This window comes from Achromobacter insuavis, from assembly GCF_902859645.1.
Taxonomy (GTDB): Bacteria; Pseudomonadota; Gammaproteobacteria; order Burkholderiales; family Burkholderiaceae_B; genus Achromobacter; species Achromobacter insuavis.
This window is the reverse complement of sequence record NZ_CADIJR010000009.1, coordinates 70,343-79,580: the sequence shown is the minus strand read 5'-3', so window position 1 is coordinate 79,580 and position 9,238 is coordinate 70,343. Positions and strand designations below refer to the sequence as shown.

The following is a 9,238-nucleotide window of genomic DNA, read 5'->3' as shown; positions in this document are numbered from 1 at the left end:
GGCAAACCGGTTGCCGCCCTTTTTGGTTATGGCATGAAAGAAACCCTGAACCTGCGGCAGGTCGAGGCCTTCAAGGCGGTGGTGGAACACGGCACCGTCAGCCAGGCGGCCATCGCGCTGGGCGTGTCGCAGCCCGCCGTCAGCAAGCTGCTGGCGCACCTGGAGACCGACACCGGGCTGACGCTGTTCGACCGCGTGCGCGGCAAGCTGGCCCTGACCGCGCGCGGCATGCGGCTGTACCAGGAGATCGACCGCGTCTTCAGCGGCCTGCGCCAGGTCGAACAGGCGGTCGACTCGATCCGCCGCGACGAGCAGCGCACGCTGACGGTCGGCGTGCTGCCGGCGCTGTCCGGCGCCTTCATCCGCCGCGCCACCATGCAGTTCCTGGCGCGCCATCCCGACGTGCGCGTGTCGATCCAGATCCGCGGCTCGCTGTTCCTGGCCGACTGGCTGGCCACCCGCCACATCGACGTGGCGCTGGTCGGCAGCCGCGTCGACAACCCGTACATCGAGCGCGAGGCGCTGTTCCGCTACCCGCTGGTCTGCGCCATGGCGGTCAACCACGCGCTGACGCGCAAGCGCGTGATCCGGCCGCGCGACCTGGACGGGCTGCCGTTCGTGTCGTTCGGCGCCGACAGCCAGACGCAGGAGCTGGTGCGGCAGGCGTTCGACGGCGCCGGCGCCAGCCTCAACGTGGTGGTCGATACCAGCACCGCGCCGACGGTGTGCGAGTTCGTCGCGGCCGGCCTGGGGGTGTCCTTGATTCATCCGCTGTTCGCCGAAGGGTTCCAGAACCGCCTGGTATTGCGGCGGTTCGATCCGGAGTTGAATTTCCATTTCCAGCTGTGCCGCACGCAGGCATCGCGCAACGCGGCATTGGTCGAGACCTTTGTCCAGGAGGCTCGCGACGTCGCCGCGCAGATCTCCCGGGAAGTGCTCAAGGGCCAGTGAGCCATCGCCCCGCGGGGCGATGACCCGCCCGGCTCAAGGCGCCTTGACCGTGGTCAGCTCGGTCACCGGCGGCTGCAGGTTCAGCGCGCCCTTGAGCGCATAGCCGTAGTTGACGCGGTCGCTGTGCACCCACACCTGCTTCAGGCCGAACAGCGGCACCGCGCAGACGTCGTCATGGATCCTGGCCTGGGCGTCCTTCCACAGCGCCAGCTGGCGCGCCGGGTCCGGTTCGATGCGGGCCTGGCGGATGGCATCGTCGGCCACCGAGCAGTGCGAAAAGTTCGACATCGCGGCCGGCGCGCCGATGGCGGCGGCCGAGTCGTAGAACTCGGTCAGGTAGGTGTCGGCGTTGGGAAAGCGCGCCGCGCCGTAGAACACCAGGCCGCTCAGGTCCTGGCGGCTCTTGGCCTGGTAGGTGGCGTGGTCCACCACTTCCATGTTGAGCTTGATGCCGGCCTTGGCCAGTTGCGCCTGCACGATCTCCATGATCGGCTGCTGCGCCGAGATGTTGGAGACGATCGACTTGATCTCGATGCCGTTCGGAAAGCCCGCCTCGGCCAGCAGCTTGCGGGCGCGCTCCGGGTCGTAGGCGTAACCGCCGGCGCCGCAGTCCTGGCCCAGGTAGCCGTTGGGCACCACCGAGCAGCCCTTCTCGGCCACGTCCTTGCCGGCGTAGCGCACGATCTCGTCGACGTTGATGGCGGCGGCGATCGCCTGGCGCACCTTCAGGTTGTCGAGCGGCTTGATGTTGCGGTTGATGTGCAGCGTGCGGAATTCGGCAGGCTCGAAGATGTCGACCTGCATGCCGCGCTTGGCCGAGCGTTCGACCCAGCGCTGCTCGCGCTTGCCCTGCATCACGTCGATCTCGTTGGAGGTGAACGCCAGTTCGCGCGCGCTGTCCGAAGGGATCATGCGGTACATGATGCCGGCCAGCTTCGGCTTGCCGCGGAAGTAGGCGTCGTTGGCCACCAGCTTCACGTACTGTTGCGTGATGTGCTCGCCGAACGCGAACGGGCCGGTGCCGACCGGCGCGGCGCCGAACTTGTCGCCCAGCTTCTCGGCCGCCTTCTTGCTGACGATGTTGCCGCCGTGATAGTTCGACACGCGGCCCAGGAAGGCGGCGTCCGGATACTTGAGCGTGAAGCGCACGGTGTAGTCGTCGACCGCCTCGACCTTGTCGATCAGGGCGAAGGTGGCGGCGAAGCTGGAGCGGTTGGGGTCGGCCGCGCGCTGGATCGAATACACCACGTCCTCGGCCTTGAGTTCGCCATAGCCGGCGTGGAACTGCACGCCGTGGCGCAGGTGGAAGGTCCAGGTCTTGCTGTCGGGCGAGGCCTCCCAGCGCTCGGCCAGGTCCGGCTCCAGCGCCTTGGGGTCGGCGCTGCCGGCCGGGAAGCGCACCAGCGCGTCGAACATCTGCGCGGCCACGCCCTTGTCGGCGGTGGAGGTGGCGCGATGCGGGTCCAGCGTGGCGTTGTCGGCGGCGCCCGAGCTGATGCGCAGCATCGGCCGCTCCTGGGCGAAGGCCGGGGCGCTGAGCCCGGCGCTACAGGCCGCGAATAGCGCGGCGGCGAAGACGAAAGAGGTGGCAGGACGGTTCATGACTTCCCTTGTGCGCCGCGCGTCGGCGGCTTTGGTCATCTGCAGTCAGAGGGGCGACGTGGTTGCAGACTAGAAGCCGCGGGGCATGGCGTCAAAGTCCTCCAAGTCCTTGACCTATTCCACAGGGTTATATCCTGGCCTTTCGCCGCATCGCATGCCCGGGAGACGCCGGCGCGGCTAGTGGTTACTACTGATAGCGGGAAAAACCGGGATTTCAGGGAAAACACCGACACCGCACGCCGTGCAAAGCCCCTTCGACGCGGACGGTCTTGCTTGACGCTTGCCCGCCGCGGACCGTATTCTTATTTGAACGATCATTCCATAAAGCACGCCATGCGCACCAAGGATTTCGAACCCGACGAGGTCGCCGACGCCGCCATGCAGGTGTTCTGGCGGCGCGGCTATGCCGCCACCTCGGTGCAGGACCTGGTGGACGGCACCGGCCTGGGCCGCGGCAGCCTCTACAACGCCTTCGGCAGCAAGCAGGGCCTGTATGAAGCGGCGCTGCGGCGCTACCACGCGCTGACCGCCGCCAACCTCGACCTGCTGGCCCGGCCCGGCAACGCGCGCGAGCGCATCGGCCGCCTGCTCGACTTCATCGCCGACGACGAACTGCGCGAAGCCAGCCGGCGCGGCTGCCTGGTGGCCAATGCCTCGCTGGAAATGGCGGGGCAGGACGACGCCGTGGCCGAACTGGTGCGGCGCAATTTCCAGCGGCTGGAGAAGGCGCTGGAACAGATCCTGGCCGAGGGCCAGGCCAGCGGCGAGATCGACGCCAACAAGTCGCCGCGCGCGCTGGCCCGCTTCATCGTCACCACCATCCAGGGCCTGCGGGTGGTCGCCAAGGGCAGCAATGCCCGCGAGCGCCGCCAGTGGCTCGGCGACGTGATCTCGGTGGCGCTGGGCACGATCTAAGGGCTGTTCGCACGGCAGGCGCGTCACCCCCACCCCGGGACCGGGCGGCGCCAAGGCGCCTCGCGCAGTCCCCCGGACACCTCAGGCATACTGCGGCATTCCGGTGTCGCGCGCCTTGCTTCGTTCTTTTCTGGAATGACCATTCCAATTTAACCGCAATCGGAGTTTCCGCATGAGTTTCACCCCACCCCTGCCCGCCGGCGCCTGCCCCCAGGACGACGCCGACGGTTTGCCGCTGGGCAAGCTGCTGGCCCTGGCGCTGGCGGGTTTCATCACCATCATGACCGAGACCGTGCCCGCCGGCCTGCTGCCGCAGATCGGCCAGGGCCTGGGCGTCTCCGAGGCGCTGGCCGGGCAACTGGTCACCCTGTTCGCGGCCGGCTCGGTGCTCGCGGCGATCCCCCTCATCGCCGCCACTCGCAGCTGGAACCGCCGGCCGCTGCTGCTGCTGGCGATTGCCGGCCTGTGCGTTTTCAACGTGGTCACGGCGCTGTCGACCCATTACGCGCTGACGCTGGCGGCGCGCTTTGCCGGCGGTATGGCGGCCGGCCTGCTGTGGGGCCTGCTGGCCGGCTATGCGCGCCGCATGGTGGCCTCGCGCCAGCAGGGCCGGGCCCTGGCGGTGGTGGGCGCGGGCCAGCCGCTGGCCCTGTGCATCGGCGTGCCCGCCGGCGCCTGGCTCGGCAGCCTGATGGACTGGCGCGGCGTGTTCTGGCTGATGGCCGCCGTGTCGCTGACGCTGGTGATCTGGGTGCGCGCGGCCGTGCCCGACTTCGCCGGCCAGGCCGCGCGCCAGCGCCAGCCGATCACGCGCACCTTCCTGCTGCCGGGCATCCGCCCGATCCTGTTCGTGCTGTTCACCTGGATCCTGGCGCACAACGTGCTCTACACCTATATCGCGCCCTACCTGATCCACCTCGGCAAACCGGCCTCGGTCGATCTGGCGCTGCTGGTGTTCGGCGCCAGCGCGGTCGCCGGCCTGTGGCTGACGGGCATGCAAGTGGACCGGCGCCTGCGCCTGCTGACGCTGCTTTCGCTGGCGCTGTTCGCGCTGACCGCCTGCGCGCTGGGCCTGGCCGGCGGCAACCCGGCGGTGCTGTTGGCGGGCGTGGCGCTATGGGGCTTGAGTTTCGGCGGCGCGCCGACGCTGTTGCAGACCGCCCTCGCCGACACCGCCGGCGAGCATTCCGACGTGGCGCAGTCGATGCTGGTCACGATCTTCAACCTCGGCATCGCCAGCGGCGGCATGCTCGGCGGCGCCCTGCTGGACACGGCCGGCGCCGGCTCCTTTGCGTGGACCGTCGCCGCGCTGGCCGCGATCGCGCTGCTGGCCGCATGGCGCGCGCGCGATCACGGCTTCCGCCCCGGTCACCGGCCGTAGCGTCCGGCCACCGCCGCCAACGCCGCCAGCATGCAGGCGGCGGCCGCGAGCAGCGTGGCGGGCAGGCCCCAGTGATCGACGCTGGCGCCGCCCGCCAGCGCGCCCAGCGCGATGGCCAGGTTGAACACGCCGACGAACAGCGACGTCGCCGCTTCGACTGCGCCGCGCGCGGCCTGCATCACCCAGGTCTGCAAGGCAACCGATACGCCGCCGTACGACAGTCCCCACAGCAGCAGCAAGGCCCCGGCGGCGCCGCGCAGGTCGCCCAGCCAGGGCAGCAGCGCCAGGGTCGCCAGCAGGCCCAGCGTGATCGCCAGCAGCGTCGCGCGCGGGCGCCGCGCCGCCGCGCCGCCCGCCAGGAAATTGCCGGCGATGCCGGCCACGCCGTAGGCGAACAGCAGCGGACCGATCCAGTCCGCCGCGAACCCCGCCATCGTCTGCAGCACGGGGCGCACGAAGGTATAGGCCATGAAATGCCCCGCCACTAGGAACAAGGTGATAAACAGCCCGAGCCGCAGGCCCGGATTGCGCAGTTGATCCGACAGCTGGCGCGCCGTGACCGACTGCGCCACCGGCAGCCGCGGCAATGCCAACGCGGCGAACAGCAGCACCGCCGCGCTCAACCCCGCCATCGCGCCAAAAGCGCTGCGCCAGCCCGCCAGATCGCCGATCAGCGCGCCCAGCGGCACGCCCAGCACCGACGCCACCGCCACGCCGCCGAAGATGACCGCGGTGGCCATGCCGACCGACGCGGCGGGAACCAGCCGGCCCGCCAGGCCGCCGGCCACCGCCCAGATGCCGCCGATGCAAAGGCCGACCAGGACGCGCGCGGCCAGGAATCCGGCCAGGCCCGGCGCCAGCGCGCTGCCCAGGTTGGCAAGGGCCAGCAAGAGCAGCAGGCCGCACAGGATCCGGCGCCGGTCGATGCCGCGCGCGCCGACCACCACCAGCGGCGCGCACAGCGCGGCCAGCAGGCCGGGCGCCACCATCAGCCAGCCCACGCGGCCCACCGACACGTCCAGGCTGGCGGCGATCGGCACCAGCAGCCCCACCGGCAGCATCTCGGTGGTGACGACGCAGAACGTCGCCATGCCGGCCGCCAGCACGCCGGCCCAGGCGCCGCGGGACGATTCGCCGCGCGCGGCGGCCGGGTTCAGGGAAATACCGCGGGTCATGGAAAGCCTCTCGCCAAACAGGAACAGGGAAAAGAACGCCGGGCGGGCGCTCGCGCCAGGCCGTCCGACAGCTGGCCCGGCCAGTCTACTGTTTCCGTTTCGCTGATAAAGTAGGCTTCCAAAGAAACAAAAGGGACGAATCGTCGCCAATCGGACGCGACATCGCCGCCCCGCCCTGGAGCCGTTCCATGACGCCGCCCGCCCCTGCCACCGGCATCGACCATATCGGCGATGTGATCGCCTTCATTCGCGTCGCCGACGCGCAGAGCTTCACGCTGGCCTCGGAACGCCTGGGGCTGTCGCGCTCGGCCATCGGCAAATGCATCGCGCGGCTCGAACAGGGCCTGGGCGCGCGGCTGCTGCATCGCAGTACCCGCAGCGTCAGCCTCAGCGACGAAGGCCGGCTGTTCTACGAACACGCGCAGCGCATCGTGGCCGAGGTCGACAACGCCACCGGCGCCATGGCCAGCCGCCAGGAAACGCCGCGCGGCCGCCTGCGCATCGACCTGCCGGTGGCCTTGGGCCGGCTGCACATCATGCCCTTGGTGGCCGACTACCTGCGGCAATGGCCCGGCGTCGAAGCCGACATCAGCTTCACCGACGACTACACCGACCTGGTGCGCGACGGCATCGACGTCGCCATCCGCATTGGCGGCGAGGCCGACAGCCGGCTGGTGCGGCGCGTCCTGGCGCCGCACCGGCTCATCACCTGCGCCGCCCCCGACTATCTGGCGCGCCACGGCGCGCCGGCCTCGCCCGACGATCTGGCGCGCCACCAGACCCTGGCCTTCACCCACATGGGCGCGCCGGTCCCGTGGCGCTACGCCAGCCACGGCCAGGACCGCCCTGTCGCGGTCGCCGGCCGACTGCGGCTGGGCAACACCGAGGCATTGCGCGATGCCGCATTGGCAGGCGCGGGCATCGTCCAGCTGGGCGCCTTCCTGGTGGGCAACGACCTGCGGCAAGGGCACCTGGTGGCCGTGCTGGAGCCCCACGCGCCGCCGGGCGCGCCCGTCTGCGCCGTGTATCCGCACCGGCGCCACCTGGCCCCCAAGGTGCGGCTGCTGATCGACGGCATCGTGGCGCGCTGGCAACAGGGCGCGCCCTGGCCGGCATGAGGCCTGTGTGTGCGCCGGCATGGCAACGCGGCGGCTGGAACAAACGTCCGCATGCTCCCGGGCCGGCGTCATTTGCATCAGTGATACCGATCATCTATATCCACTAAACTGATGCAAAACCTCTGGCGGGTGGTCCTGTCTAGAGTGCTGTCCGGTCTCCGCGGGACAGCGCTCCGGCGTAAGGGCGCCCGCCATCCGCGGCCCAGCCCGCGGCGCCTTGCCCTTGCCACCCGGAGTTTTTCTTGAGCGACATCTACCACTTCAGCCGCGGCACTGCCCCGCTGCTGATCTCCATCCCCCACCTGGGCAGCCAGCTTCCCGACGCCCAGCGCGCCCGCATGACCGCCGCCGGCCAACAGTCCGGCGACACCGATTGGCACCTGGACACGCTGTACCAGTTCGCCGACGCGCTGGGCGCCTCCGTGCTCGGCGCCCGCTATTCGCGCTACGTGGTCGACCTGAACCGTCCGCCCGACGACGAAAGCCTGTACCCCGGCCAGACCAAGACCGGCCTGTGCCCGACCCATACCTTCCGCGGCGAGCCGCTGTACCCGAACGACGCCAGCCTGACCGACGACGAGCGCGCGCACCGGCTGCAGACCTACTGGCAGCCCTACCACGCCAAGCTGCGCGAAGAACTCGACCGCATCCGCGCCGAACATGGCACAGTGCTGCTGTGGGAAGCCCATTCCATCGCCAGCGTGCTGCCGCGCCTGTTCGAGGGCAAGCTGCCCGACCTGAACCTCGGCACCGCGGACGGCGCCAGTTGCGCGCCCGACATCCTCGAGGCCATCGCCGAGCGCCTGCCGGACTGCGGCTACACCTCGGCCGTCAACGGCCGCTTCAAGGGCGGCTACATCACCCGCCACTACGGCTCGCCGGCCGAGGACATCCATGCGGTGCAACTGGAAATGTGCCAGTCGACCTACATGGACGAGTCCTACCCCTATGGCTACCGGGCCAACGCCGCCGCCAAGGTCATCCCGGTCGTGGAAGGCATGGTGCGCGCCGCGCTGGCGCAGACGCTGGCGCGCAAGCGCTGACGCCGCCGGCCGGACCGCGCCGATGCAGCGCCTGCCGTACCGCGACGCCGACCCCTACCCGGAGTGGAGCCTGCTGCTGACCTGGGTGGCGGTGGTGCAGGCGGCATCGGTGTCGGGCGCGGCGCAACTGCTGGGCCTGTCGCAGGCCGCGGTATCGCAGCGCATCAAGCAGCTGGAGACCGCGCTGTCCACCGAACTGCTCGACCGCAGCACGCGCCCGGCCCGCCCCACGCCGGCGGGCGACCTGCTGTTCGACCATGCGTCGCGCCTGCTGGCGCAGGCCGGCGACATGACCGAAAGCGTGCGCAACCTGAGCCGCGCGCGGCGCAACATCGTGCGCTTCGGCTGCGTCGACTCGTTCGCGGGCACGCTCGGGCCGACCCTAATCCACGGCCTGTCCGGCACGTCGCGCCAGATCCGGCTGTGGTCGGGCATCACGCCGGTGCTGGACAAACAGCTGGAAGAACGCCTGCTGGACCTGGTCATCAGCACCAGCGCCGCCGCCGAGCCGTCCGCCATCCGCAAGCTCGGGCTGTTCAGCGAGCCCTATCTGCTGGTGCTGCCGCGCGCCCTGCCCTGGGAGGGCGCGCGCTCGCTGGCGGAACTGGGACGCCGCAGCCAGTTCATCCGCTACAGCGCCCGCTCGCACATCGGCGCGGCCATCGATCGCCTGCTGGAAGCGCGCGGCATCGTCATCGAGCGCACGTTCGAATTCGACAATACCGATCCCCTGCTCAGCCTGGTCACCGCCGGCCTGGGCTTTGCCATCAGCACGCCGCTGTGCATCTGGCAATCGCGCCATTTCATCGACCAGCTGCGAGTGCTGCCGCTGGCGCCCTGGCTGGACAAGGCCCGCGCCGACGACCCCGACCTGGCGCGCGCCTTCTACCTGGCGTCGCGGCCGCAGGAGGCCGGCAAGCTGCCGGCCGAGGCCCGCAACGTGATCCTGGTGGCGGTCGAACGCCTGATGCAGCAAGACATCGCGCCGGCGCTTGGCCTGCCGGCGGCCTCGCTGTGGCGCAGCCTGCGGCGCTGACCCGTCCGGCCCGCCGC

The 9,238-nt window shown here is 70.4% G+C and carries 8 protein-coding genes; 6 read left to right on the top strand and 2 right to left on the bottom strand.

The features are described from left to right. Window positions 1-33: 33 nt before the first annotated feature. The gene (locus tag H0523_RS07595) at window positions 34-951 is read left to right on the top strand and encodes a LysR family transcriptional regulator (RefSeq protein ID WP_054432119.1); all 918 of its coding nucleotides are present in this window, start codon (window positions 34-36) and stop codon (window positions 949-951) included. A 33-nt stretch (window positions 952-984) separates the two neighbouring features. Here the strand turns inward: H0523_RS07595 and H0523_RS07590 are convergent, their stop codons facing one another. Continuing rightward, window positions 985-2,457: an ABC transporter substrate-binding protein gene (locus H0523_RS07590; protein ID WP_369817066.1), complete on the bottom strand. Its 1,473-nt coding sequence runs from the start codon at window positions 2,455-2,457 to the stop codon at window positions 985-987. A 429-nt stretch (window positions 2,458-2,886) separates the two neighbouring features. On the opposite strand from H0523_RS07590, the gene H0523_RS07585 reads away from it, so the two are divergent. Further along, entirely contained in the window at window positions 2,887-3,468 is a 582-nt protein-coding gene (locus H0523_RS07585) for a TetR/AcrR family transcriptional regulator (RefSeq protein WP_054432121.1), read from the top strand. Between the two features lie 172 nt (window positions 3,469-3,640). After that, window positions 3,641-4,849, top strand: a complete 1,209-nt coding sequence (locus H0523_RS07580; protein ID WP_054432123.1) for an MFS transporter — start codon at window positions 3,641-3,643, stop codon at window positions 4,847-4,849. On the opposite strand, the gene H0523_RS07575 is transcribed toward H0523_RS07580, so the two are convergent. Further along, complete coding sequence (locus H0523_RS07575; protein ID WP_054460904.1) at window positions 4,837-6,024, bottom strand: MFS transporter; 1,188 nt, start codon at window positions 6,022-6,024, stop codon at window positions 4,837-4,839. The genes H0523_RS07580 and H0523_RS07575 overlap by 13 nt on opposite strands. Window positions 6,025-6,212: 188 nt before the next feature. On the opposite strand from H0523_RS07575, the gene H0523_RS07570 reads away from it, so the two are divergent. The 3 genes from H0523_RS07570 (at window position 6,213) to H0523_RS07560 (ending at window position 9,221) form a co-directional block, all read left to right on the top strand. Further along, entirely contained in the window at window positions 6,213-7,142 is a 930-nt protein-coding gene (locus H0523_RS07570) for a LysR family transcriptional regulator (RefSeq protein ID WP_054432124.1), read from the top strand. A 242-nt stretch (window positions 7,143-7,384) separates the two neighbouring features. Beyond that, window positions 7,385-8,185 carry an N-formylglutamate deformylase gene (gene hutG / locus H0523_RS07565; RefSeq protein ID WP_054432126.1) on the top strand — a complete coding sequence of 267 codons (801 nt, stop codon included), beginning with the start codon at window positions 7,385-7,387 and terminating at the stop codon, window positions 8,183-8,185. Between the two features lie 22 nt (window positions 8,186-8,207). Further along, window positions 8,208-9,221, top strand: coding sequence for a LysR family transcriptional regulator (locus tag H0523_RS07560; protein ID WP_054432128.1), 1,014 nt, complete (start codon window positions 8,208-8,210; stop codon window positions 9,219-9,221). The last annotated feature ends 17 nt before the right edge of the window (window positions 9,222-9,238 follow it).